The organism is Rhizobium phaseoli (assembly GCF_003985125.1).
In the GTDB taxonomy this organism is placed as follows: domain Bacteria; phylum Pseudomonadota; class Alphaproteobacteria; order Rhizobiales; family Rhizobiaceae; genus Rhizobium; species Rhizobium phaseoli.
The window spans coordinates 61,183-85,874 of the sequence record NZ_ML133573.1 but is presented as its reverse complement, the minus strand read 5'-3'; the positions used below and the strand labels follow the sequence as shown (position 1 = coordinate 85,874).

The 24,692-nt window shown below is 61.4% G+C and carries 23 protein-coding genes; 10 read left to right on the top strand and 13 right to left on the bottom strand.

Annotation, left to right across the window (positions count from 1 at the left end; all coding sequences use genetic code 11):
• Positions 1-4: 4 nt before the first annotated feature.
• Both EFD56_RS16920 and EFD56_RS16915 read left to right on the top strand, forming a co-directional pair.
• Positions 5-346: a hypothetical protein gene (locus EFD56_RS16920; RefSeq protein ID WP_004678131.1), complete on the top strand. Its 342-nt coding sequence runs from the start codon at positions 5-7 to the stop codon at positions 344-346.
• Positions 347-531: 185 nt separating this feature from the next.
• Positions 532-1,455: a sugar kinase gene (locus EFD56_RS16915; RefSeq protein ID WP_085742989.1), complete on the top strand. Its 924-nt coding sequence runs from the start codon at positions 532-534 to the stop codon at positions 1,453-1,455.
• A gap of 86 nt (positions 1,456-1,541) precedes the next feature.
• Here EFD56_RS16915 and gstI read toward each other — a convergent pair whose 3' ends face one another.
• A complete protein-coding gene (gene gstI / locus EFD56_RS16910; RefSeq protein WP_004678133.1) occupies positions 1,542-1,733 on the bottom strand; it encodes a glutamine synthetase translation inhibitor GstI in 192 nt (63 codons plus the stop codon).
• 431 nt (positions 1,734-2,164) lie between these two features.
• On the opposite strand from gstI, the gene EFD56_RS16905 reads away from it, so the two are divergent.
• Positions 2,165-3,205: a glutamine synthetase beta-grasp domain-containing protein gene (locus tag EFD56_RS16905; RefSeq protein WP_004678134.1), complete on the top strand. Its 1,041-nt coding sequence runs from the start codon at positions 2,165-2,167 to the stop codon at positions 3,203-3,205.
• A 238-nt stretch (positions 3,206-3,443) separates the two neighbouring features.
• Positions 3,444-4,625 (top strand): glycosyltransferase family 4 protein, encoded by a 1,182-nt coding sequence (locus tag EFD56_RS16900; protein WP_126905874.1) that lies wholly within the window; start codon positions 3,444-3,446, stop codon positions 4,623-4,625.
• Positions 4,626-4,716: 91 nt separating this feature from the next.
• On the opposite strand, the gene EFD56_RS16895 is transcribed toward EFD56_RS16900, so the two are convergent.
• Positions 4,717-5,730: an alpha/beta hydrolase gene (locus tag EFD56_RS16895; RefSeq protein WP_037140632.1), complete on the bottom strand. Its 1,014-nt coding sequence runs from the start codon at positions 5,728-5,730 to the stop codon at positions 4,717-4,719.
• Between the two features lie 161 nt (positions 5,731-5,891).
• On the opposite strand from EFD56_RS16895, the gene EFD56_RS16885 reads away from it, so the two are divergent.
• On the top strand, positions 5,892-6,335 hold the full coding sequence (locus tag EFD56_RS16885) for a MarR family winged helix-turn-helix transcriptional regulator (protein WP_126905873.1): 444 nt from the start codon (positions 5,892-5,894) through the stop codon (positions 6,333-6,335).
• A 76-nt stretch (positions 6,336-6,411) separates the two neighbouring features.
• Here the strand turns inward: EFD56_RS16885 and der are convergent, their stop codons facing one another.
• The 3 genes from der to EFD56_RS16870 all read right to left on the bottom strand — a co-directional run bounded on the left by der (position 6,412) and on the right by EFD56_RS16870 (position 9,221).
• Entirely contained in the window at positions 6,412-7,833 is a 1,422-nt protein-coding gene (gene der / locus EFD56_RS16880; protein WP_126905872.1) for a ribosome biogenesis GTPase Der, read from the bottom strand.
• Positions 7,834-7,849: 16 nt separating this feature from the next.
• A complete protein-coding gene (locus EFD56_RS16875; RefSeq protein WP_126905871.1) occupies positions 7,850-8,533 on the bottom strand; it encodes a tetratricopeptide repeat protein in 684 nt (227 codons plus the stop codon).
• A 103-nt stretch (positions 8,534-8,636) separates the two neighbouring features.
• Positions 8,637-9,221: an NnrU family protein gene (locus EFD56_RS16870; RefSeq protein WP_126905870.1), complete on the bottom strand. Its 585-nt coding sequence runs from the start codon at positions 9,219-9,221 to the stop codon at positions 8,637-8,639.
• 121 nt (positions 9,222-9,342) lie between these two features.
• Here EFD56_RS16870 and EFD56_RS16865 point away from each other — a divergent pair, with 121 nt between their 5' ends.
• A complete protein-coding gene (locus EFD56_RS16865; RefSeq protein ID WP_126905869.1) occupies positions 9,343-10,332 on the top strand; it encodes a polysaccharide deacetylase family protein in 990 nt (329 codons plus the stop codon).
• A gap of 61 nt (positions 10,333-10,393) precedes the next feature.
• On the opposite strand, the gene sbmA is transcribed toward EFD56_RS16865, so the two are convergent.
• The 8 genes from sbmA to glpK all read right to left on the bottom strand — a co-directional run bounded on the left by sbmA (position 10,394) and on the right by glpK (position 19,208).
• Complete coding sequence (gene sbmA / locus EFD56_RS16860) at positions 10,394-11,659, bottom strand: peptide antibiotic transporter SbmA (protein WP_064811022.1); 1,266 nt, start codon at positions 11,657-11,659, stop codon at positions 10,394-10,396.
• Positions 11,660-11,778: 119 nt separating this feature from the next.
• The gene (locus EFD56_RS16855) at positions 11,779-12,963 is read right to left on the bottom strand and encodes a YbfB/YjiJ family MFS transporter (RefSeq protein ID WP_183820254.1); all 1,185 of its coding nucleotides are present in this window, start codon (positions 12,961-12,963) and stop codon (positions 11,779-11,781) included.
• Between the two features lie 300 nt (positions 12,964-13,263).
• Entirely contained in the window at positions 13,264-14,022 is a 759-nt protein-coding gene (gene map / locus EFD56_RS16850) for a type I methionyl aminopeptidase (protein ID WP_126905868.1), read from the bottom strand.
• 37 nt (positions 14,023-14,059) lie between these two features.
• Positions 14,060-15,121, bottom strand: a complete 1,062-nt coding sequence (locus EFD56_RS16845) for an LLM class flavin-dependent oxidoreductase (protein ID WP_126905867.1) — start codon at positions 15,119-15,121, stop codon at positions 14,060-14,062.
• A 255-nt stretch (positions 15,122-15,376) separates the two neighbouring features.
• The gene (locus EFD56_RS16840) at positions 15,377-15,844 is read right to left on the bottom strand and encodes an SRPBCC family protein (RefSeq protein ID WP_126905866.1); all 468 of its coding nucleotides are present in this window, start codon (positions 15,842-15,844) and stop codon (positions 15,377-15,379) included.
• A gap of 98 nt (positions 15,845-15,942) precedes the next feature.
• Positions 15,943-17,202 (bottom strand): RNA polymerase sigma factor, encoded by a 1,260-nt coding sequence (locus EFD56_RS16835; protein ID WP_085743001.1) that lies wholly within the window; start codon positions 17,200-17,202, stop codon positions 15,943-15,945.
• Positions 17,199-17,573 (bottom strand): YciI family protein, encoded by a 375-nt coding sequence (locus tag EFD56_RS16830; RefSeq protein WP_004672689.1) that lies wholly within the window; start codon positions 17,571-17,573, stop codon positions 17,199-17,201. The genes EFD56_RS16835 and EFD56_RS16830 overlap by 4 nt, the downstream gene beginning before the upstream one ends.
• Positions 17,574-17,714: 141 nt before the next feature.
• Positions 17,715-19,208 (bottom strand): glycerol kinase GlpK, encoded by a 1,494-nt coding sequence (gene glpK, locus EFD56_RS16825; RefSeq protein ID WP_126905865.1) that lies wholly within the window; start codon positions 19,206-19,208, stop codon positions 17,715-17,717.
• A 155-nt stretch (positions 19,209-19,363) separates the two neighbouring features.
• Between glpK and EFD56_RS16820 the strand changes: the two genes are divergently transcribed.
• From EFD56_RS16820 to EFD56_RS16805, 4 genes are all read left to right on the top strand, one after another.
• Positions 19,364-20,140 carry a 3-hydroxybutyrate dehydrogenase gene (locus EFD56_RS16820; RefSeq protein WP_085743004.1) on the top strand — a complete coding sequence of 259 codons (777 nt, stop codon included), beginning with the start codon at positions 19,364-19,366 and terminating at the stop codon, positions 20,138-20,140.
• A 28-nt stretch (positions 20,141-20,168) separates the two neighbouring features.
• Complete coding sequence (gene xdhA / locus EFD56_RS16815; protein WP_126905864.1) at positions 20,169-21,635, top strand: xanthine dehydrogenase small subunit; 1,467 nt, start codon at positions 20,169-20,171, stop codon at positions 21,633-21,635.
• Positions 21,636-21,849: 214 nt separating this feature from the next.
• Positions 21,850-24,189: a xanthine dehydrogenase molybdopterin binding subunit gene (gene xdhB, locus EFD56_RS16810; protein WP_126905863.1), complete on the top strand. Its 2,340-nt coding sequence runs from the start codon at positions 21,850-21,852 to the stop codon at positions 24,187-24,189.
• A gap of 14 nt (positions 24,190-24,203) precedes the next feature.
• Positions 24,204-24,635 (top strand): endonuclease domain-containing protein, encoded by a 432-nt coding sequence (locus tag EFD56_RS16805; protein ID WP_064818773.1) that lies wholly within the window; start codon positions 24,204-24,206, stop codon positions 24,633-24,635.
• The last annotated feature ends 57 nt before the right edge of the window (positions 24,636-24,692 follow it).

Here is a 24,692-nt window from a genome sequence, read left to right as displayed (position 1 = left end):
ATACATGAAATCGAAAGTCTCTGGATTGATCGCGCTTGCCGCCGCGATCATCGCCGCCTCAGCCGCGCCGTCGCGTGCCGAAGATCTGAAGTTCCAGCTCACCAATGGAACGAATTCCGTCCTGACACGCTTCTACAGCTCGCCGACCGGCGTCAATAGCTGGGAAGAAGACGTCTTCGGCGAGGACGTCCTCAATCCGGGCGAGACCGTGAACATCACCATCGCCGATGGCCGCACCGTCTGCAAATACGACATGCGCTTCGAGTTCGACGAAAATTCGAACCTCGACACGACCGAAGACACGCAGGACCTTTGCGAGCTCGGCAGCTACACCATCCACGAATAATCAACCTTCGCCGAAGCCCGCCTTCGCCTTGTCCGCGAAGGCGGGCTTTTCATTTCGAGCAATACCGGCGCCCGCAACATCAATGCTTGTCACTCCGCCCGGCTCCGCGTATCAGCGGATGAAGCGTCAATTCAAAGCGACAGAGCGGCCTGTTGGATCAGCGACGCTCATGCCGGGAGGACAAGGTGAGCGGAAGACGGTTTCTATCGATAGGTGAATGCATGGTGGAGCTCTCGCAGGCCGGTGACGGACTGCTGCGCAAGGGCTTTGCCGGCGATACCTTCAACACCGCCTGGTATGCCCGCGCCTGCCTTGGCCCCGACTGGTCGGTCGATTATTTCACCGCGCTCGGTGACGACACCATGTCGGACGAGATGGTCGCCTTCATCGACAAGGCAGGTATCGGCACAAGCCTGATCCGGCGCATCAAGGGCAGGACGCCCGGCCTCTATATGATCAGCCTGAAGAACGGCGAGCGCTCCTTCAGTTACTGGCGCGACAGCTCGGCCGCCCGCAGCCTCGCTGCCGATCCCGATCGCCTGCGCGAAGCGGTGGAAAGCGCCGACCTCGTCTATTTCTCCGGCATCACCCTTGCCATTCTTCCGCAAGAGGATGCCACGACACTGCTCGCCGAAATCCGCCGCGCCAAGGCGGCCGGCAAGCTCGTGGTCTTCGACCCGAACATCCGTCCCCGACTCTGGTCGAGCTACGATGTCATGCATGCCACGATCAGCGAAGGCGCCCGCTCTTCGGTGCTCGTCATGCCGAGCTTCGACGACGAAGCTGCGCATTTCGGCGACGATTCCATCGAGGCGACGATTCAACGCTATCGCGCCCTGGGCGCCACCGATGTCGTCGTCAAGAACGGTGCGGACGGCATCCATTTGAATTTCGCCGGCAACCAGAGCTTTGTTCCGGCCGAAAAGGTGGAGACAGTGGTCGATACCACCAGCGCCGGCGACAGCTTTAACGGCGCCTTCCTTGCACGCTATCTGGAAACGCAGGATGCGGCTGTCGCCGCGCGCTTCGCCGCAGGCGTCGCAGCCCGCGTCGTCAGTGAGCATGGCGCCTTGGTCGCCAAGGAAAAGCTTGGATTAAGCGGGCGTTAAGCCCGCGCATGACGACAAACATGCGAACGCCATGCGCGGGCGCGCTCCCCGCCGTATCGGCGTTAACCCCGCGTGGAATTAAGCAATCAGGATTTCGTCGGCCGATCGGAGTCGCGAACCGCCTCGTCATGATACCAGCAGCTGTCGAGCGCCGCGTCGCAGACGTCGGCTGCTTCGCGCTCCATCCGCCGGGTGCGTTCGAACCGGCTGGCGGCCCGCGTCGGCTTGACGGGAAACTGGTAGATCGTTGCGGATTCACGATGGAAACCGGTGGGCATGAGATCGCCTCCATTCAGTTCGGCGCATCGACATTGACGACCGTCACCATAGCACGCTGCACATAGTTTATGCAAATTGCATAAAATATAAGCACAACTGCGACTATGGCTGATCGTTATGCTGTCTACGCCGAAAGCGTCCGCCTATTTGTTCAACACTTCATCACTTCACACTAACGCTGAAATTTTCATCGGGTTCCGAAGCGGAAAATATGCTTTCTCAGCAGGATACGGTGTTCGCGTACCCGGTCAGGGTGGTTGCTCGATGGAGAAAAACACGTGCCGGCCGGCTGATTCTCGATTTTTCTTTCGCCGGCAATCAAACTGGCACGCCACATGCTTCAAGAGCTTCATCCCCTGGCGGTCGGATGCGCTCACGCGCCGAGATCGCCTCCGGATTTGCGCACCTACGTAGCATTGAGAGAGTCACGATGACAAAATATAAGCTCGAGTATATTTGGCTCGATGGGTACACTCCGGTACCGAACCTGCGTGGCAAGACGCAGATCAAGGAATTCGACGCATTCCCGACGCTGGAACAGCTTCCGCTCTGGGGCTTCGACGGTTCGTCGACCATGCAGGCCGAAGGCCGCAGCTCCGATTGCGTGCTGAAGCCCGTCGCCATCTATCCCGACCCGGCCCGTACGAACGGCGTTCTGGTCATGTGCGAAGTCATGATGCCCGACGGCGTCACGCCGCATCCGAGCAATGCTCGCGCGACCATCCTCGACGATGAAGATGCCTGGTTCGGCTTCGAGCAGGAATACTTCTTCTACGAAAACGGCCGTCCGCTTGGCTTCCCCGAGTCCGGTTATCCGGCTCCGCAGGGCCCCTACTACACCGGCGTCGGCTATTCGAACGTCGGCTCGGTCGCCCGCGAAATCGTCGAAGAGCATCTCGACCTTTGCCTGGCGGCCGGCATCAACCACGAAGGCATCAATGCCGAAGTGGCCAAGGGCCAGTGGGAATTCCAGATCTTCGGCAAGGGCTCCAAGAAGGCAGCCGACCAGATCTGGATGGCGCGCTACCTCCTGCAGCGCCTGACCGAAAAATACGGCATCGACATCGAGTATCATTGCAAGCCGCTCGGCGACACCGACTGGAACGGTTCGGGCATGCATTGCAACTTCTCGACCAAGTACATGCGCGAAGTCGGCGGCAAGGCCTATTTCGAGGCGCTGATGGCCCAGTTCGAAAAGAACCTGATGGACCACATCAACGTCTACGGCCCTGACAACGACAAGCGCCTGACCGGCAAGCACGAAACGGCTCCGTGGAACAAGTTCTCCTACGGCGTTGCAGACCGTGGCGCCTCGATCCGCGTACCGCACTCCTTCATCAAGAACGACTACAAGGGCTATCTGGAAGATCGCCGCCCGAACTCGCAGGGCTGCCCCTACCAGATCGCTTCCCAGGTACTGAAGACGATCTCGGAAGTTCCGCTCTCCGGTTCGGCTTCCGCTGCAGCCTAACCTCCCAAGCGGCGCCGGCCTCCCCGCCGGCGCCGTCTCCTTTTGTGCCTCCGAGGCTCTCTTCCTCCCGACATAATTGCCGGCTTCACGGCGTTAAGCCGCTGTAACTGTTCATACAGCGCTGTAATATTTCCATCATGCTCATGCCTCAAAATAAAGAGGCGGGAATCGCCATTCCGGAACCCCGCTAAGGGGTAGAGCGTTGCCAGATCATCGCAACGCGGATGGAAATCACGACATGCTGCAACGTCCGGCAAACACTTATAGCGGCGAGAGCTGGGCCAAAGCTGCTTCCGCCGGTAATCTGCCGGAACGGCTGGTGATCGTCACCGACGCCTGGCATCCGCAGGTCAATGGCGTCGTGCGTTCGATCGAGAACACCAATCGCGAATTGGCGAAGATGGGCGTTGAGGTTTCGATGGTGACGCCCGAGCGCTTCAACAGCATCCCCTGCCCGACCTATCCCGAGATCCGCCTGTCGATCACCGGTTACCGCCGTGTCGCGCGCGAGATCGAAAAGCATAATCCCACCTATGTGCACATCGCCACCGAAGGTCCGCTGGGGCTGACAGCCCGCCGCTGGTGCCTGCGCAAGCGCATGCCATTCTCCACCAGCTATCACACCCGCTTTCCCGAATATGTTTCCGCCCGGCTGCCGATCCCGCAGAGCTGGCTCTATGCCTTCGTGCGTTGGTTCCACAATGGCGGCGCCGGCTGCATGGTCGCGACGCCGAGCCTTGCCCGCGATCTGTCGGCCCGCGGCATCAAGAACTTGATGCCCTGGACCCGCGGTATCGACGCGACGCAATTTCATCCCATGCCGCTCGAAGCGGAGCCTTTCGGCCTGCCGCGTCCGATCTTCATGACGGTTGGCCGTGTGGCGCTGGAAAAGAACTTGCCGGCCTTTCTCGATCTCGACTTGCCCGGCTCGAAGGTTGTCGTTGGCGATGGCCCGGCGCGCGTCGAACTGGAGCAGCGCTATCCGGATGTGCACTTTACCGGCGTGAAATTCGGCGAGGATCTGGCGAAAATCTATGCCCAGGCCGACGTCTTCGTCTTCCCGTCGCTCACCGACACCTTCGGCAACACGATCCTCGAAGCGCTGGCGTCGGGAGTGCCTGTTGCGGCCTACCCGGTCACCGGCCCGCTGGATATTATCGGCGAGGATAGTGAGGTTGGGGCGCTCGATGCGGATCTGCGCGTCGCCTGTCTCGCCGCCCTCTCGGCCTCGCGCGAGAAGGCGCGTGCCCTGGCCATGCAATACTCCTGGGAGGCAGCAACGTTGCAATTCATCAACAATATCCGCGCCGCCAACGGCGTCATCACGCCGAAATGGAAGAAGGCCTGGCAATTCGCCAAGTCGCTTCCGAGAAGCAGAAAGCCCGGCGAAGCCGCCGGGCCTTTGCCGTCCTCGGACTAAAGCAATTCCAGCAAAAGTGTGAAGCGGTTTTGCCGGGAAAATGCGCGAAGCGACTTTCCTAGGGAATTGCGTGAAAGAGTTCTAATCGCCCTTACTTATGCAAAGCGCTGCGAAGCGTGTCGTTCGCGACCTTGATCGCACTGCGGACCGCCGGCGTTTCGGTAATCGCATTCAGCAGCACGAAGTCGTGGATCGTACCGTTATAGCGGATCGAGGTGACTTTGACGCCGGCTTGGCTGAGCTTGCGGCCATAGGCTTCGCCTTCGTCGCGCAGCACGTCGTTTTCATCGGTGATGATGAGAGCCGGCGGCAGGCCGTTGAGCTGTTCGAGCGATGCCTGCAGCGGCGAAGCCGTCGGCTCCTTGCGCTTGGCCTCATCGGGCAGGTAGGCGTTCCAGAACCACTTCATCGCTTCCTTCGTCAGCCACGGGCCATTAGCGAACTCATTATAGGAACCGTTGTCGAAATTGGCGTCGGTGACGGGGTAGAACAGCACCTGCTGGTCAATGGCAGGACCGCCACGCTCCTTGGCAAGCAGCGTCACCACGGCCGCCATGTTGCCGCCGACGCTGTCGCCTGCGACCGCCAGCCTGTTGGCGTCGACGTTGAACTCTTTGGCATGCTCGGCGACATATTTGCTCGCGGCATAGGCCTGCTCGATGGCCACCGGATAGCGCGCCTCCGGCGAGCGGTCGTAGTCGACGAAGACGACGGCGGCATTGGCGCCATTGGCGATCTCGCGCACCAGCCGGTCATGCGTATCCGCATCGCCGAGTACCCAGCCACCGCCATGGAAGTAGAGAATGACCGGCAGCGTGCCCTTGGCATTCTCGGGGCGGACAATCCGCAGCTTGATGCTGCCGGTCGGGCCTGATTTGATGACCTTGTCTTCTTCCTTGGCGGCCAGCTTCTTGACATCGCCCTTTTGCGCACCCGCCAGCACATTGCGGGCATCGGCAGGCGACAGCGTGTAGATCGGCTTGCCGCCCGCCAGGCTATCGATGAACTTCTGCGTTGTCGGCTCGAGCACCGGATCGGCAAGCGCGCCGACGGCGGAAGCTGCCAGGAGTGCTGCTGCGGAAACTGCGGTCTTGATGGTCGACATTGTCCTGTCCTCTCGGTTCTTCGATGTTCGTTCTGAACACGCCTTATATCGCACACGATTATTTATCGCCCGATTTAAATCTCGGCATGCCAGCCATGCATAAAAATCGCTTCCGATTATTTATCGCGCGATATATGTCGACCGGTTTTGGAGATTGCCCCATGCAGGATCCGATGAAGCTCGACGATTTGATCTGCTTTGCCGTCTATACGGCGAGCCACGCGCTGAACCGCGTCTACAAGCCGCTTCTCGACACGCTCGGCCTCACCTATCCGCAATATCTGGCCATGGTCGCACTATGGGAACAGGACGGCCAAACGGTCGGAGGCCTGGGCGAAAAGCTCTTCCTGGAATCGAGCACGCTGACGCCGCTGCTCAAACGCCTGGAAAGCGCCGGTTATATCAGGCGCGAACGCAGCAGCGAGGACGAACGCGTCGTCGTCATTCGCTTGAGCGAGGAAGGCAGTCGCCTGAAGGAAAAAGCGATCGGCATTCCGGGCTGTATCGTGGAAGCGAGCGGCCGCGATGCGGCGAATCTCACTCGGCTGCAGGCTGAGATCGTGGCGCTGCGCGAGGCGTTGAATAAGAGCGGGACTCACGGCTAACCGCACCACCTCGTTCCGGGGCACCCCGAAGCACGACACAAGCGAATATGAAGGCGCCAACCCAGCGCCCCGCCCCTTACGTCCGCTTCTTCTTCGACTCGAACGGATTCTCAGCCGAACGGAAATGAATCCGGATCGGCACACTCGGCATGTCGAAATCGGCGCGCAGCCCGTTGATCAGATAGCGCGTATAGGATTCCGGCAGCGCGTCGGAACGAGTGCAGGAGATCATGAAGGCCGGCGGGCGGGCCTTGACCTGGGTCATGTATTTCAGCTTGATGCGCCGGCCGGACACGGCCGGTGGCGGATGCTGGATCTGCTGCGTTTCCAGCCAGCGGTTAAGCCGTGCCGTCGAGATGCGTTTGTTCCAGACCCTGTCGGTATCGATGATCGACTGCATCAGCTTGTCGAGCCCCCAGCCGGTCTGGCCGGAGATCGGCACGGCGCGAATGCCGCGCGCCTGCGGCAGCAGCCGGTCGGTCTTTTCACGCAGGTCGGCAAGCACCGCCTGCCGGTCCTCGATCATGTCCCATTTGTTGAAGGCGAGGACGGCGGCGCGCCCCTCGCGCAACACGAGGTCGACGATCTGCAGGTCCTGCTTCTCGAAGGGGATCGTCGCATCGAAGACGATGACCACGGTCTCGGCGAAACGGATGGCGCGCAGAGCATCGGCGACCGAAAGTTTCTCCAGCTTTTCGGTTACCCGTGCCTTGCGGCGCATGCCTGCGGTGTCGAACATCTTGATGGTGCGGCCGCGCCAATCCCATTCGACCGAGATGGAGTCGCGGGTGATGCCGGCCTCGGGCCCGGTCAACAGCCGGTCCTCGCCGAGAAAACGGTTGATCAGCGTCGACTTGCCTGCATTCGGCCGGCCGACGATCGCCACCCTGAGCGGCTTGGTGTCGTCATAGATCGGCTCTTCGTCCTCGCCGTCGGCCTCGTTTTCGCTCGGCGGAATGTCGACATCGGTAACCGCGACATCCTCCTTGGCATAGGCGCGATCCTTTCCGATCGCGGCGACGATCGCGTCGCGCAGGTCGATCATTCCCTGCCCGTGTTCGGCCGAAATCGGCGTCGGCTCGCCAAGCCCCAGCGTATAGGCGTCGTAGAAGCCGCTGTCGGAGCCGCGCGCTTCGGATTTGTTGGCGACGAGCACCACCGGCTTGCCGCGCCGGCGCAGCATTTCGGCAAGAGCGGTATCGACAGGCGTCAGCCCGTTCTTGGCATCGACGACGAAAAGGGAAAGATCGGCCTCATCGATCGCCGCTTCCGTCTGGGCGCGCATCCGGCCCTGCAGACTTTCCTCGTCGGCTTCTTCCAGACCGGCCGTATCGATAATCGTAAAGGTCAGACCCATCAGCCGCGCATCACCCGGCCGGCGGTCGCGGGTCACGCCGGGTGTATCGTCGACGAGCGCAAGCTTCTTGCCCACCAGGCGGTTGAAAAGCGTCGACTTGCCGACATTCGGACGACCGACGATGGCGACCGTGAAACTCATTCTTTTTCCTTAAAACTCAGCCCTGCGCGGCGGGCGCCTTGCCGGATGCGGTAATGAGATCAAGCATCATCTGGGCGCGATTGGCAACAGGACGCGGGCTTTCGGCGTCATCGATAATCGACTGGAACCACTGCCGCGCCTGCGCCATGTTGCCGGCCTTGTAGGCGGCCAGACCGAGTGCCTCGCGCGCCGAATGGCGGAAGGCGTTGCCCGGCACGGCCATTTCCTCGATCGCGGCCGAAACCTGCTCATAGGAGCCGTTCTCGATCAGCAGCCAGCCCGCACGCATTCTGGCGGCATCGCGCACGGCAGCGGGAACGCCGTTGTCTTTGCCGATTTCGTTGAAGGCGGCGATCGCCGCGGCGACGTCGCCCTTTTGGGCCTGGACGGTCGCGGCCCGCATGCGCGCCAGCACCGGATAGGCGCCATGGCCTTCCTTCTCCAGCTTGTCGAGCGCGGCCAGCGCTTCATCGTTCTTGTTCTCGTCGGCCAGCTTCATCGCCGCCAGGAACTGGTCGCCGGCGCCCGAGGAGCGGGTATCATCCCAGTAGTCGTAGAGAACCTTGCCGGCGGTGCCGACGACGATCAGGATGGCGGCGACGATGATATAGCGGCCGAACCGGCGCCAGGCGCCCTTCATCTGGTCGGACCGCAATTCCTCATTGACTTCACGGATGAAGCTGTCGTCGTTGAATGCCATTCTCGTCTCCGGCCGCGGAAATACCCATAGGCTGTGCGCTGCGCACATTGCCGGGCCTTCTACCCCATTTTGCCGCGGTTGTAAGGGGGATATGAAAGATTCGTTACATCACCAGCGGCGAAACGCCGATCAACCATTCGTGCAGCTTCCAGATGATCAGCCCCCAGGCAACGATACCGATGACGACGGCATAGAGATCGTATTTCGCCGAGACGAAGGGGCGCAGCGTGATCTCGCCCGCCCGCTCGCGCCGCTTCAGCGAGATGCGCAGGATGACGCCCCAGGCGAGAAAAGCGGCAAACAGCAGCACCGAAGACGTGTCGCCATTGGCGAGCAGATGCGCCAGCGCCCAGATCTTTACCGACAGAACCATCGGATGTTTCGTCTTGGTGGCAATATGCCCGGCCGGCAGCAGCGAGGCGACCAGACAGATCATCGCGACCAGCATCAGCGTGATCGTGATATGCGCCATCCAGACCGGCGGGTTGTAAAGCATGCCGGTCACCGCGCGCGCCTGTCCGAACCCGTAGATCAACAGGATCAGCGTGGCGAGACTGGCGATCGAATAGGCGGCCCGCCACCCTTTCTCGCCGAGGCTTGCGATCATCGACTGGCGAAAGCCGGGAGCCACGACCCGCACCAGATGCACGCCGAGAAAAAGTATGATGCCGATGATAAGCAGTGCCATTGCGGTCCCTTCCGTGCAGTTTGTCATGGCTTAGCGGCTGACGGGAAAAAATACCAGTTGAGACCGCAGCTTCGCCGCAATTCTATAGGAGGGAAACCGCGATCAAATTGTCGCGGTGTCCATGTCCCGTCTTCTCCTCTCCACCTGCCTGACTGCTTCGTTCCTCCTCCCGGCAATCGCCGAGGCGGCTGACCGGCCGAAACAGCTCGTCCTCATCTCCTTCGACGGCGCCCACGACAATGCGCTCTGGCTGAAAAGCCGGGAGATGGCCGCCAGGAACGGGGCCCACTTCACCTATTTCCTCTCCTGCACCTTCCTGATGAACGAGACGGCGAAGAAGGCCTATCAGGCGCCGCACCAGAAACGCGGAAAATCGAATGTCGGCTTCGCCCAGAGCGACGACGAGATCCGCGAACGGCTCGGCAACATCTGGCATGCCCATCTCGAAGGCCACGACATATCGAGCCACGCCTGCGGCCATTTCGACGGCCGCCTCTGGAGCGAGGCCGATTGGTCGGCTGAATATGCCACTTTCCACGCGACGCTGAATAATGCCTGGAAGAGCGTCGGCCTCGAGGAACCTGCCGGCTGGCCGGACCTTGTCGATCACGGCATCAAGGGCTTTCGCGCCCCCTATCTCGCGGCAACGGCGGGCGCCGACATGATCGCCGCCGAAAAGAAGGCCGGCTTCTCCTATGATGCAAGCCTCGTCACCAAAGGCCCGGCCATGCCGGTCGAAGAAGACGGCATCATCCGCTTCGGCCTGCCGCTGATCCCCGAGGGCCCTAGCGAAAAGCCGATCATCGGCATGGACTACAATCTGTTCGTGCGGCACTCCAAGGGCGAGGAAGACAGGGCCGATTCGAAGGAATTCGAGGATCGCTCCTATGCCGCCTTCTCCCAGGCCTTCGACCGCCAGTACAACGGCAACCGCATCCCCCTCCAGCTCGGCTTCCATTTCGTGGAAATGAACGGCGGCGCCTACTGGCGCGCGCTCGACCGCCTGGTTAGCGACGTCTGCCACCGGGCCGATGTCGCCTGCGTCAGCTATTCCGAAGCGATCCCGATGATCGAGGCGCGCGGCAAGCTGCAGCAGACGTCGGGGCTCTGACGGGCCTTTTGACAATGAGGATGGTGCTGCGCAGTCCGCCTCATCCGCCCAACCTCACCAGTCAACCATCGACATGTACGACGCCGGCTTCCCTCTCCAGATAGTGCCGATCGATCGCAGGTAGCGGTTCATCGTCGATCGCCGCCTCGAAAGTCCTAAGACGTTTGTAGATGGACAACAGCTCGATAATAGTCGTCCAGGAACTCACGAGATATTGAAAAGATCCGCGAACCTGATCGAAGACATTCGTGATCTGCGTCATCAATCCCAGCGTCAGCTTACCTGCCACAATCGATGGAATGAGAACGATAAAACTGAATATATTATCAGCCTGAGAATAGAAAAGACGCGCGACATTGAAGTATGTATAGTGGAAATAGATACGGAAATAATTCCGTCGGACATTCGTAAATAATTCAGCCAACGTTAACGGATCCGCGCGATCTGCATGATCCTCGCCATAGACCAGTTCCTTGCGGTAGTGGGCTTCCACGCGCTGATTGAGGAATTGCAGCCCAGGCAGCTTGATACCGACAATCGCCAGAAAGACTGTTCCGAACAACGACCAGAAGATTGCGGCCCAGACAAGCGCATGCGGGATGGGGCCGATCAGCGGCAATTCCGTAATATTTGCGCCCAGCCGAAAAAGTACCGGCAAAAAGGCGATCAACGTCATGATGGAGTCGACAAAGCTGACGCCCAAACCCTCAATCGTTTGTGCAAATCGCATCGTATCGTCCTGCACGCGCTGAGACGCACCTTCCACATGCCGCAGCTTGGGCCAGTTAGCGACATAGTAGTCGTTCATCGCTGTCCGCCAACGAAATACCCAATGGCTTACGAAGAACGAGGTAAAAACTCGAATCGCAACCGCAACGAACGCTATACTGGCGAATATCAGCAGTTCCGCATAAAATCGTGAAGCGGGAACTGAACCTACCTTCTCTAGCGCTTGCTGGACCAAATTATAGAAAGGCCCATACCAAGCGTTTACAGCAACACTGACCTGTACACCAAAGTAGGTGGTGAAAATGATCAGCGAGGCACCGAGAACTGACCAAGACTGCCAAGGATGCGGACTATACCAGAACCAGAAGGCCGTGAACAAACCAACGACAATTAAATAGTAGATATAGAACCAGAGGAAAGGCGCCGTCCAAAAGACAGACACACCGATAGGTGCCTCCTGTCCTTCGGGAAGAGGCGGCAGTCCGATCGCTGCACCAGCTTGCTCGCCACCAAAGTACCAGAGAAGAACTGCGGCCAAACACCAGAGTGCGGCCGATATAAAGAAAGCTTTTGGCTTCGGGAAAAATGATAGGAACACTGCGGTACTTTCCTGAACGGGAATCTCGGGAGCATCAGCAGATGCTGATTGCCCGGAAATTAAGGCAGTTCGAAGAAAGCGGCAATGGACTCAAGCCATTGTTACGCACTTGTAACCACTTAAGGGATTTCCTTCATCACCGGCATGACGAGCGCGGCGCAGACCAGAAGGGCGCCGGCAGCGATCACCGTCGGCACGGTGAAACTGCCTGAGCGTTCGGCGATCCAGCCCGCAACGATTGGCCCGACGATCTGGCCGAGGCCGAAGGCCGCCGTCATCATCGCCAGGATCCTCCGCGGGCTCTTGGGCGAAAGCTTCCGGCCGATCTGCAGTCCGTAGGCTGTGATCGCAAGGAACGTCGCCCCGAATAACGCCCCGCCGATCAGCGGCGCAACCGAGGGCGGCAGCGCTACGGTGGCGAGCACACCGACCGCCTCGATGAGGAGCGCCGCGACATAGACGCCGCCGAGGCCGAGCGGCCTGACCAACGGCTTCCAGGCAAACAGCGCCACCGCCGCCGTCACACCGGCAATGAACCAGCAGAGAAATTCGACGAAAGCCCCCGTCGCCGCCATGCGTGCGATGGTGACGAGGAAGGTCGCCGTGATCACGTAGCCGAAGCCGAACAGGCCGTAGGAGAGCGTGACAAGCACCATCGGCCGGCTCCAGTTGAGCGCCGGTTCCTTGCCCGTCCGCAGCGATTGCGCCGTCGCCATGGGCAAGAGCCACCAGACAATGGCGAGACTTGCCGTACAATAGAGCGCCCCGCCGATCCAATCGGCGCGCCAGCCGCCCGGCTCGTCGTGAAAGCCAAGACCGATCAGCAGCACCATGACCGACGAAAGCGCGATGCCCGCGCCCGGCCCGCCGAAATGCGCCGCCTGCACATGGTCATTGCCGGCAGCAGTCCCGTGGCTGAGCACGATCGACGAGGTGAAAACCATTGCGAAGGCGCTGGCAAGGCCGGCCAGGAACCGGATGACCCCAAAGATCGCGACGGAATCGGTGGCCGCCATGGCGGCGAGCAGGATCGCGTTGGCAAGCAGTGCCAAGAGCGCCACCAGCCGTTCGCGCCCCGCCGCCCAACCATAGGCCGCCAGCACGGCGCCGACGAGATAGCCGACGAAATTGGCCGAAGCGATAAATCCGGCATCCGCCGCAGAAAGCGGCACACCGCTCATCATGCCAGGCAGGATCGGAGTGTAAGAGAAACGCCCGAAGCCCATTGCCGCCGCCATGGCGACGGCGCCGGCAGCGGCGGTAGAGACGAGATCCGGCGGGGAGCGAGGGGGACGGGAAAGCATGCACCGCTTATCGCGCCGCAGCACGATCGCCACAAACGAGTATTTCTGATCGATCGATCAATTCTGCGAAAGTCGGCGGATGAGGCGAGCGCTCCGAGTTCGATGATGCAAGGGGAGCGGCGTTGCGGCGTGCTTCGAGGCTTCGACCTGTGGGCTGCGCACCTCAGCATGAGGGGCTTTGGAGGATGTCGCGCTTATAACCGCGGACGCAGGAGTATTCGAACAGCATCCAAGAGAGCCTCATCTGAGGCGCCCCGTAGGGGCCTCGAAGGACGAGGCCGGTGCGCTGACGATGAAACCCTACGCCCGCCCATCCGGCAAGGTCAAAATCACCGGTCCGTTCCGCGTCGCAACCACCGTGTGTTCATATTGCACGGTCGGCGCCTTGGGATCGGCATAAAGCGTCCATGCATCGTCGCCGCCATCGGCCCATGTGGCGCCGAGCGAAAGGAACGGCTCGACGGTAAAGACGAGACCGTCCGTCATGACGCGCTTTTCCGAAGGGTCCGGCCAGGTCGAGAGCTCGGCCGGCTCCTCGTGCAACGAACGGCCGACGCCGTGGCTCGCCAGATTGGCAACCAGCGTATAGCGGTTCTTCTGGGCGAAAGCGCCGACGGCGGTACCGATCTTGGCCAGCGGCTCACCCGATTTGACCTGGTTGAGCCCGACCCAGAGCGCCCGCCGGCCGTCGCGGCAGAGCCGTTCGATCTTCGGCTTGACCGGCGGCACTGCGAAGGAAGCACCGGTATCGGCGAAGAAGCCGTCCTTTTCAGCGGAGACGTCGATATTGATCAGGTCGCCGGCCTGGATGACACGTGGCCCGGGAATGCCGTGGGCGATTTCCTCGTTGACGCTGATGCAGGTGGCACCGGGAAACTGGTAGCAGAACTCCGGCGCCGAGCGCGCCCCGGAATCCTCAAGCACCTTGCGTCCGATCCGGTCGAGCTCCAGCGTCGTCATGCCCGGTTCCATCGCTGCCGCCATCACCTGGATGGCGTTGGCGCAGATCCGGCCGATCTCCTTGAGCTTTGTCAGCTCATCGTCGTTTGCGATAACCATTCGTCTCTTCCGGCCTTGCGGGCGCGGCGCGGCCGCCTCAAGCGGTGGCTTTCGCCCCTTCGTTCCTTTCAGTCAATGCCTTTCTGACGGTCGGCGCGACTTTCGTCCCATAGAGCTCGATGCCGCGCATGATCTCAGCATGCGGCATCAGGCCAATTGCCATCTGCAGCAGGAAGCGGTCGTTCCTGAACAGCGCATGTTGGGCGATAATCTTTTCGGCAACTGCCTCCGGATCGCCGACGAAGAGCGCGCCGTTCGGCCCGCGCGACAGGTCGAATTGCGCCCGGCTTGTCGGCCCCCAGCCGCGCTCGCGGCCGATGCGGTTCATCACCTCGGCCTGCGGCCCGTAAAACTGGTCGGCCGCCGCCTCGGTCGTATCGGCGATAAAGCCGTGGACGTTGATGCTGGTCTTCAGCTTCGTTTGGTCCTGCCCTGCCCGGCGCGCCGCCTCACGGTAGAGATCGAAAAGCGGCGCGAAACGGCGCGGTTCGCCGCCGATGATCGCCAGCGCCACCGGCAGGCCGAGCGCACCGGCGCGCGCCACGGACTGCGGCGTGCCGCCGACCGCGACCCACAGTTGCAGCGGATCCTGCAATGGCCTGGGATAGACGCCGCGACCACGGATCGGCGCGCGAAGCTCGCCCTCCCATTCCACCGTCTCGCTGTCGCGCAGCGCCAGCAGCAGATCGAGCTTCTCTTCGAAAAGCTGGTCGTAATCCTCGAGATTGTAGCCAAACAGCGGGAAGGACTCGATGAAAGAGCCCCGCCCCGCCATGATCTCGGCCCGGCCGCCCGAAATCAGGTCGAGCGTCGCAAACTGCTGGAAGACCCGCACCGGGTCGTCGGAGGAAAGCACGGTGACGGCGCTCGTCAGCCGGATGTTCCTGGTCTTGACGGCAGCCGCCGCCAACGCCACCGCAGGAGCGGAGGCCGCATAATCCGGCCGGTGATGCTCGCCGAGCCCAAAGACGTCGAGGCCGACCTGATCGGCAAGCTCGATCTCCTCGATCAGATGCTTCAGCCGCTCGGCTCCTTCCGCTCCCTTGCTGCGCGAGGGATTAGGATTGACGTCTGCGAATGTATAAAGGCCGAGTTCCATTGTCCGCATCCCATTAAATTCAACCTGGAGATAAGGACCGGCGAGCGGCAACGCAAATACAAAGTCTGGAACGGAATGTTCGAGAGTTTCGATAGTGATGCGGCGTCCGTCTTGACAGCAACACCGGTCCGCCAGAACCCCAATTCGAATCTGAATTCAACGACTTCCAAGCCTCAACGGAATCATCCTCCAAGCTGCCTCACATGGCACGTGAAGCATGAGGACGGCGCGGCCTCCGCCACGCCCCCTCGCCGCTCACATCTTCGCCAGCAATTCCGCCAGCTGGTCCGCGGCCTTTCCCCATCCGTCGTGGAAGCCCATCTTCTCGTGCGCTTCCTTGTCCTCGGCGCGCCAGTGCAGCGCCTTGGCCGTATACTTCGTGCGGCCATTGCCGAGATCTTCGAGCAGGATGACGCCGGTGAAGAAAGGTTTTTCGGCAGGCACCCAGGCGCTGCTATAGGCGTCGGTAAAGACGATCTTCTCATTCTCGACGAGTTCGAGATAGACGCCGCGGTTCGGATACCGATTGCCCTCGGGATCCTGCATGACAATGACGTTGGAGCCGCCGGGGCGGACATCAAGCGTCGCTTCCGCCACGCCCCAGGGGCGCGGTACGAACCACTGCTTCAGCAGCTCGGAATCGGTCCACGCCTTGTAGATCTTATCACGCGGGGCTTCGAATTCGCGGATAAGGACAAGCTCATGTTGGGTGCTGGCGGTCATCTCAACATCTCTCCATTCGATTAAACCTGGTTCGTCTCAGGCTGTTACAAGGACGTGTCAAACTTCGCCATTCCGACAGCGTGGCGATTTTTCTTTGATCATTCTGCGATCGGTTGCGCAGCCTCTTCCTGCATCTTGTCGATCTGCCGGCGGATATGGGCGGCCTCGGCCGCCGAATGAGCAAGCGCGATGGCGCGATCGAAGGCTTCGCGCGCCTGGCAGGTCAAGCCGAGCTGCTTCAGTAGCCCGCCCCGCAGGCCGTGATAGTAGAAATAGCCGCCGAGCTTCTCGCCTAGGGGATCAATGAGATCGAGCGCGTCCTGCGGCCCCTGCAGCTTGGAAACAACGACCGCGCGATTGAGCGTTACGACGGGGGACGGCTGAATACGCTCCAGCGCGCGATAGAGCAGATCGATCTCCACCCAGTCGGTATCTTCGGCGCGTTTTGCCCGCGAATGGATCGCGGCGATGGCCGCCTGAAGCTGGAAGGGCCCCGGCCGGCGGTGCCGCAACGCCTTGTCGAGCAGCGCGAGCGCCTCGTTAATGAAGGGCTGGTTCCAAAGCAAGCGGTTCTGATCTTCGAGCAGCACGATTTCGCCCTCGGCGCTGAAGCGCGCCGGCCGGCGCGAAATCTGCAGGAGCATGAGCGCAAGCAGCCCCATCAGCTCCGGTTCGGCGGGGAAAATGTGCAGCATCAGCCGTGCCAGCCGGATCGCCTCGTCGCTGAAGGCGGCCGCTTCATGTCTCGGGTCGGCCTGGCTGTAACCCTCGTTGAAGATCAGGTAAATCATCGTACTGACGATCGAAAGTCGCTGGCCCCTCTCATCAGGGCTCGGCGTTTCGAACGGCACGCCGGCTTTTGCGACACGCGCCTTTGCCCGGGTGATGCGCTGCTCCATGGCGCTTTCGGAGACCAGGAAAGCGCGCGCGATCTGCTGCACGGAAAGGCCGGACACGATGCGCAGCGCCAGCGCGATCTGCTGGGTGGCCGGCAGATCCGGATGGCAGCAGATAAAAAGAAGCCGCAGGATATCGTCGCGATAATTGGAATCGTCCAGCCGCTCGGCGATATCGCTTTCGGCATCCTCGGTATCGGAAATGACGTCCTCATCCGGCAGCGCCTGGAGCTTCGATCGCTTGCGCACCGCGTCGATGCCGCTGTTGCGGCCGACGAAGATGAGCCAGGCCGTCGGATCGCGCGGCGGTCCCTTCTCCGGCCATGTCCGGATCGCCCTCAGGCATGCCTCCTGGAACGCCTCTTCCGCGGTATCGAGATCACGGAAATAGCGCAGCAGCGCGCCAAGCGCCTTCGGACGGGCCGAGGCAAGAGCGAGGTCGATCCAGGCAATATCGGTCATGATGCAGCATCTCCCGGCCTGAAGACGTAGAAAGGCCGAATTTCATATGAGGTGGAACCGGGATTGACGGATGAAAGCTGCTTCGAGAAGGCGACGGCCTCGTCGAGGGTTTCCAAGTCAACCACATAGAAGCCGAGAAGCGCCTCCTTCGTTTCCGCAAAAGGCCCGTCGATGACCAAGGGCTCGTCCTTGCCTTTGCGCACCGTAGTCGCAGCCGTCGTCGGCATCAGCCGGCCGACGGGACCGAGCTTGCCGGCTTTCGCCAGCGGCTCCTGCACGGCGTAAAGTTTCTCCATGACGGCAGCCTCCTCCTCCTGGCTCCAGGCGAAGACGGTTTCCTCATGGGCGTAACAAAGGATTGCATAAAGCATCGGGTCACTCCTCTTTCCGAATGACGAAGGAGTAACCGCTTAGCCGACAGGTCGCATTAAAAAATTATCAAAAGAAAGGCGCCCGAACAGCCAAGCAGCCCGTGGGGACACCAGGCGTTATGATGCGGTTCTGATCGCGCCTCACCCCTCGCTCAGCGTCCGCCGGACCGCACTCTTCCAGCCCTTGAGCTTGGTCGTCCGCACCTTCTCGTCCATATGGGGCTCGAACCGCCGGTCGCGTTTCCACATCGCCGAAAAGCCGTCCCTGTCCGGCCAGACCCCAGCCCGGCTGCCGGCGAGCCAGGCGGCACCGAGCGCCGTCGTCTCGAGAATGACCGGGCGGTCGACCGGAGCATCAAGCAGGTCGGCGAGGCGCTGCATCGTCCAGTCGGAGGCGACCATGCCGCCATCGACTCGCAGCACCGTGTCATCGCCGCTGTTCTTCCAATCCTTCTGCATGGCGTCGAGCAGGTCACGAGTCTGGTAGCAGACGGCCTCGAGCGCGGCGCGGGAAAATTCCGCCGGGCCGGTATTGCGTGTCAGCCCGAAGATGGCACCGCGCGCCTTGGCGTCCCAATGCGGCGCGCCCAGCCCGGTAAAGGCGGGCACGAGATAGACCTCCTGCGTGGGATCAGCCTTTTCGGCAAGCATGTTGCTCTCGGCGGCGCTGCCGATGATCCCGAGTCCGTCCCGCAGCCATTGCACCGCTGCACCGGCGATGAAGATCGATCCCTCGAGCGCGTAGGTCGTCTCCCCGTTCAGGCGATAGGCGATGGTGGTCAACAGCCGATTTTTCGAGCGGACCATATCGGCGCCCGTGTTGAGCAGCGCGAAACAGCCAGTGCCATAGGTCGATTTCAGCATGCCCGGCGCAAAGCAGGCCTGACCGATGGTCGCCGCCTGCTGGTCGCCGGCGACCCCGAGAATCGGGATCGCAGCGCCAAAGATACTGGCGTCGACCGTCCCGAAATCGGCGGCGCAATCCTTGACTTCCGGCAGCATGGCGGCCGGCACCCTCAGAATATCGAGCAGGTCCTCGTCCCAGCTATTTTCGGCGATATTGTACATCAGCGTGCGCGAGGCATTGGTGGCGTCGGTGACGAAGCTCTTGCCGCCTGTCAGCCGCCAGATCAGGAAGGTGTCGATCGTCCCGAAGCAGAGATCGCCCCTGGCGGCACGCGCCCGCGCACCCTTCACGTTGGCCAGCATCCAGGAAAGCTTCGTTCCGGAAAAATAGGGATCGAGGAGCAGGCCGGTCTTCTTGGTGAACAGCCGCTCGAGATCCTGCCGCTTCAGATTATCGCAATAGCTCGCGGTGCGCCGGTCCTGCCAGACGATGGCATTCTGGATCGGCCGGCCCGTCTCGCGCTCCCAGACGACCACCGTCTCGCGCTGATTGGTGATGCCGAGTGCCGCAACATCCCTCGCCGTAATCCCGGCATCGCGCAACGCCATGTTGACCGTGGACACAACCGAATCCCAGATCTCCTCGGGATCGTGCTCCACCCAGCCAGAACGCGGATAGATCTGGGTGAATTCCTTCTGGCCCTTGCCGGCGACATGCATATCGCGATCGAAGACGATCGCCCGCGTCGACGTCGTTCCCTGATCGATCGCCAGAACATATCCACTCATCAAATCCCTCCTCAAACACATCATTATCGTTGCAAATCAATAGGACACGGATACGGATGAGAAAAGCGAATAAAGCGGAATTGCCAGCCCGCCGGCTTTGGGCATAACCTCGCCGCCGACGCTGCAACGCAGCATCCGCTTCCAGGGAGAAAAACATGAGCAGATCAGTCGTCGTCACCGGTTCCACCAGCGGCATCGGTCTTGCGATCGCCACCGCCTTCGCCGAAGCGGGCGACAACATCGTCATCAACGGTTTCGGAAATGCCGATGAAATCAAGGCGATCGTCGAACGGCTTGAATCGGTGTCGAAAGGCCGGGCGATCTACCATCCGGCCGACATGACGAAGCCCGCCGAGGTCGCCGACCTGATCGAAACGGCGGCAAAGAACTTCGGCACCGTCGATGTTCTGGTCAACAATGCCGGCATCCAGCATGTCGAGAAGATCGAGGATTTTCCGATCGAAAAATGGGATCAGATCATCGCGATCAATCTGTCGAGCTCCTTTCATACCATGCGCGCGGCGATCCCGCTGATGAAGGCCAAGAAGCACGGCCGCATCATCAATATTGCCTCCGCGCACGGGCTCGTCGCCTCCCCCTTCAAATCCGCCTATGTGGCCGCCAAACATGGTATATTAGGTCTGACGAAGACAGCGGCGCTGGAACTTGCCGAATTCGGCGTGACGGTCAACGCCATCTGCCCCGGCTACGTGCTGACGCCGCTGGTCGAAAAACAGATACCCGATACTGCCAAGGCACGCGGCATGACCGAGGAACAGGTAAAGAGCGAGGTCATCCTCAAGGCGCAGCCGACGCGGGAATTCGTCAAGGCCGAAGAGATCGGCGCATTGTCGCTCTACCTCGCCAGCGACGCTGCCCGCCAGGTGACCGGAACGCACATCTCGATTGACGGTGGCTGGACGGCGGCTTAACCATTTGGAAAAAACAACCGGGAATATCATGAACGACAGCATCCGCTTCATCCTGAACGGCGAGGACATCGCGCTCACCGATGTCGGGCCGACCGAGACGCTTCTCGACTTTCTCCGGTTGAAGCGGCGCCTGACAGGCACCAAGGAAGGATGCGCCGAAGGCGATTGCGGCGCCTGTACCGTGCTCGTCGGACGGCTGGCCGACGGCAAGCTTGCCTATGAATCCGTCAACGCCTGCATCCGTTTCATCGGTTCGCTGCATGCCACCCATGTGGTGACGGTCGAGCACCTTGCCGGGCGCGACGCCGTGCTGCATCCGGTGCAGCAGGCGCTGGTCGATTGCCATGGCTCGCAATGCGGTTTCTGCACCCCGGGCTTCGTCATGTCGCTCTATGGCCTCTGGCTGACCAAGGAAAATCCCGGCCGCCGCGAGATCGAAAAGGCGCTGCAGGGCAATCTCTGTCGCTGCACCGGCTATGAGCCGATCGTCAAGGCCGCCGAGCAGGTGAGCCTGACGCGGCCGAGCGCGCTCTTCGATCCGCTGCAACGGACGCGCTCAGAAATCGTCGCGCGGCTCTGGGCCCTGCAGGCGAGCGGCACCATCCGGATCGCCGATGGCGAAGACCAGCTGATCGTCCCGGGGTCTGTTCAGGCTCTGGCGGAAGTCCTCTCGCAGGAACCCGACGCGACTATCGTTGCCGGCGCGACCGATGTCGGCCTCTGGGTGACGAAGCAGATGCGCCGATTGAGCCCGGTCGTTTTCATCAATCATCTGAGCGAATTGCAATCGGTCACGGAAAGCGAAGACGGCGTCACCATTGGCGCCGGCGTCAGCTATACCAAGGCTTTCGAAGCGATTGCCCGGAAAATTCCGGCGCTCGGACGCCTGATCGACCGCATTGGCGGCGAACAGGTTCGCAACATGGGCACGATCGGCGGCAACATCGCCAACGGCTCGCCGATCGGCGACAGCCCGCCGCCGCTGATCGCGCTCAGCGCGATGCTGACGCTGCGCTCCCTGGAAGGCCGGCGCAAGATGCCGCTCGAAGACTTCTTCATCGCCTATGGCAAGCAGGATCGCAGGCGCGGCGAATTCGTCGAGAGCGTGTTCGTGCCCTATCCCAAGCCCACCAGCCGTTTTGCCGCCTACAAGATCACCAAGCGGCGCGACGAAGACATCACCGCCGTGCTCGGCGCCTTCCTGCTGACGCTCGATGCAACCGACGTGGTCACCGACATTCGCATTGCCTTCGGCGGCATGGCGGCAACACCCAAACGCGCTCAAGCTGTCGAAGCCGCGCTGATCGGCAAATCATGGATGGAAGCGACGATCGACGCCGCCCGCCCCGCCTTCGACGCCGACTTCCAGCCGCTGACCGACTGGCGCGCCACAGCGGAATACCGGCAGCTGACGGCGAAGAACCTGCTGACGCGCTTCTATCTTGAGACTGTTGGCGCGCCGGCGGAGCTGAAGCGGTTCGAGGAGGTGGCGTGATGGATTGTTTCGCAAGCCGGCCTCCCGCAGGCACCACTTTGCCCCTCACCCTAACCCTCTCCCCGCCTGCGGGGAGAGGGGACGTGCCCTGCGAGAGGTGGCGAGCAACGGAGACGGCGCGGCATGTCCCTTCTCCCCGCAAGCGGGGAGAAGGTGGCGGCAGCCGGATGAGGGGCCGCCGTCAAATCAGGGCTTCCCATGGAGGACACCGCTAATGGACAAGTCCACCTTCGAAGACCGAAAAGTCGTCATCTCCGGCCCGATGCACGGCTCCCTGCGCCATGACTCAGCACACAAACATGTCACCGGAAGCGCCGATTATATCGACGATATTCCCGAACCCGCCGGCCTCCTGCACGGCGCGCTCGGCCTTTCCGACCGGGCGCATGCCGAAATCATCAGTATCGATCTTTCCGCTGTCGCCGCCTATCCCGGCGTCGTTTGGGTTTTCACCGGCAAGGACGTGCCCGGCGTCAACGACACCAGTTCCAATGGCAGCCATGACGAGCCGCTGCTTGCCGAAACCTTGGTTCAATTCCACGGCCAGCCGATCTTTGCCGTCATCGCCGAAACGCGCGACGCGGCGCGGCGCGCCGCGCGGCTGGCGAAGATCGACTATCGCGACCTGACGCACTGGCACGATATCGACGGCGCGCTTGCCAATGGCGGCCCGCTGGTGATCACCCCGATGACGCTGCAGCGCGGCGAGCCGGAAACGGAAATGCCGAATGCCGGCATGCGGCTGAAGGGGCAGATGCGCATCGGCGGCCAGGAGCATTTCTATCTCGAAGGCCATATCGCCGTGGCCATTCCCGGCGAGGACGATGAGGTCACCGTCTGGTCGTCGACGCAGCATCCGAGCGAGATCCAGCATATTGTCGGCCATGTGCTCGATATCCCGTCGAACGCAGTCACCGTCAACGTGCGCCGCATGGGCGGCGGCTTCGGCGGCAAGGAAACGCAGGGTAACCAGTTCGCAGCCCTTGCGGCGATCGCCGCCAAGAAGCTCGGGCGTACGATTAAATTCCGTCCGGACCGCGACGAGGATATGAGCGCCACCGGCAAGCGTCATGATTTCCTGGTCGATTACGAAGTGGGTTTCGATGCCGAAGGCCGCATCCATGCGGTCGACGCCACTTATGCGGCGCGCTGCGGCTTCTCCTCGGATCTGTCGGGACCGGTGACCGATCGCGCCCTCTTCCATGCCGATTCCAGCTATTTCTATCCGCATGTGCACCTCCAGTCGAAGCCGCTGAAAACCCACACGGTCTCGAACACCGCCTTCCGCGGCTTCGGCGGGCCGCAGGGCATGCTCGGCGCCGAGCGGATCATCGAGGAGATCGCTTACGCAGTCGGCAAGGATCCGCTCGACATCCGCAAGCTGAATTTCTACGGCCAGCCGGGCTCCGGGCGCACGCTGACCCCCTACCATCAGGAGGTCGAGGACAATATCATCGCCCGCGTCGTCGACGAGCTGGAGGATACGTCAGATTACCGGGCGCGGCGCAACGCCATCATCGGCTTCAACCGCGACAGCCGCTATATCAGGAAGGGCATTGCCCTGACGCCGGTGAAGTTCGGCATCTCCTTCACCATGACCGCCTTCAACCAAGCCGGCGCGCTCGTCCACGTCTATCAGGACGGCTCGATCCACCTGAACCATGGCGGCACCGAAATGGGCCAAGGTCTTTATACCAAGGTCGCGCAGGTGCTGGCCGACAGCTTCCAGGTCGATATCTCAAGGGTGAAGATCACCGCGACGACGACAGCCAAGGTGCCGAACACCTCGGCCACAGCTGCCTCGTCCGGCTCGGATCTGAACGGCATGGCCGCCTTCGATGCCGCCCGCCAGATCAAGGAACGTCTGGTGGCTTTTGCCGCCGAGAAATGGGATGTGGCGCCCTCCGACGTCGTCTTTCTGCCCAACCGCGTGCGCGTCGGTGACAGCGAAATCCCCTTCCCCGATTTCATCAAGCAGGCCTATTTTGCCCGCGTCCAGCTTTCCGCCGCCGGCTTCTACAAGACGCCGAAGATCCACTGGGACCGCAAGGCCGGCCGCGGCACGCCCTTCTATTATTTCGCCTACGGCGCCGCCTGCACCGAGGTTTCGATCGACACGCTGACCGGCGAATATCTGATCGATCGCACCGACATCCTGCACGATGTCGGCCGCTCGCTGAACCCGGCAATCGACCTCGGCCAAGTCGAGGGCGCCTTCGTGCAGGGCATGGGCTGGCTGACGACGGAGGAGCTCTGGTGGGACGACAAGGGACGCCTGCGCACCCATGCGCCCTCGACCTACAAGATCCCGCTCGCCTCCGACCGCCCGAAAATTTTCAACGTCCGCCTTGCCGAATGGTCGGAGAACGCGGAAGCCACCATCGGCCGCTCCAAGGCCGTCGGCGAACCGCCCTTCATGCTGGCGATCTCGGTGTTGGAAGCGCTGTCGATGGCCGTCGCCAGCGTGGCGGATTACAAGGTCTGCCCGAGGCTCGATGCGCCTGCGACGCCGGAACGGGTGCTGATGGCAGTGGAGCGGATGAAGCGGGTGTAGGATGGCGGCGAAAAATGTCAGATCCCGAAGACATCAGGAAAAGACGTCCCGGTAAAACTCGGCAAGCTCGCAAATTACGCCAAACCGAAACTGAAGAGGAATATCGGCTTTGGGGCGACCTGCGAAATCGACAGCTAAATGGCTATAAGTTTACGCGACAAGCCCCACTGGGGACCTACATTGCCGACTTTCTATGCCGCGAAGAGCGACTGATAATCGAAATCGATGGATTTCAACACGCCGACAATATGTCCGACATTACTCGGACTTTGTGGCTAAACCAGGCTGGATATTCAATCCTCCGATTTTGGAATCATGAAATAACCCGGGAGCGAAGAGCAGTCCTCGAGACGATCCTAGCCGCACTTGAAAGGCGAATATTCCGGCGCGATGATATCCTTCGCTTCTATCCTGCGATCATTCGTACGGAGAATTTGAGAACGTAATGCGCTTGAACCAAGCCCCCTCATCCGACCCTTCGGGCCACCTTCTCCCCGCTGGGG